This window comes from Rhodococcus marinonascens NBRC 14363, from assembly GCF_001894885.1.
GTDB classification, from domain to species: Bacteria; Actinomycetota; Actinomycetes; order Mycobacteriales; family Mycobacteriaceae; genus Rhodococcus_F; species Rhodococcus_F marinonascens.
Genome location: NZ_BCXB01000144.1, coordinates 1 through 809 on the forward strand (window position 1 = coordinate 1; position 809 = coordinate 809).

Sequence of the window (809 nt, forward strand, 5' to 3'; positions counted from 1 at the left end):
GAAGCAACAATGCTGGTGACGAGGTAGGAGTGCGGTGGGTCGACGGATGTTGACGATGACGGATCGGGCGCAGATCGCGGCGGGCATCAAAGCCGAACTCAGCGATGAGGAGATCGGGGAGTTACTCGACCGGGACCGGACAGTCATTTGGCGTGAACGCCTCCGCAACAGCACGAAGACTCGGGGATACCGGCCCGTCCACGCCGATTGCGAGGCCGAGAAACGGCGCCGCCGCCCCCAAGACCCGCAAGATCGACACCGATCCGGTCTTGACCGGGCGGGTGCGGGCCGATCTGTTCCGCTCACGCACGCCACGACAGATAGCGGGCCGCTTGCACTTGGAGGCCACGGACCCGACGGTGGAGACCATGACGAAATCCCCCGACGCGCAGGGCCGCACCGTCTCGCACGAGGCGATCTACCGGTGGATCTACGCCCTCCCCAAGGGGGAGTTGGCGAAGTCGGCGATTTTGTTGCAATCCAAGCGAACCCAACGTAAACGTCGTAGGCCGCTCGGGGAACGCACCGGCGGGCGGATCCTCGGCATGGTCTCGATCGACGACCGCCCCGAGAGTGCGGTCAATCGCCGGGTACCGGGTGCGTGGGAAGGGGACCTGATCATCGGCAGGGCGGGCAAGACCGCCGCGGCGACCCTGGTCGAGCGGACCAGTCGTTTCGTGATCATCTGCGGGTTACCCGACGGAAAGAAGGCCGACGGGCTCGCGGACGTGTTGATCGACACCGTCCGCGGGTTGCCGGCGCAGGTGCGTGGCTCGCTGACCTGGGATCAGGGCACCGAGATGGCGCGG

The 809-nt window shown here is 66.4% G+C and carries 1 pseudogene; it reads left to right on the forward strand.

What is annotated here, in order from left to right:
• Positions 1 to 46: 46 nt before the first annotated feature.
• Positions 47 to 809: pseudogene (locus tag RM2_RS25550) on the forward strand (IS30 family transposase); the annotation flags it as partial.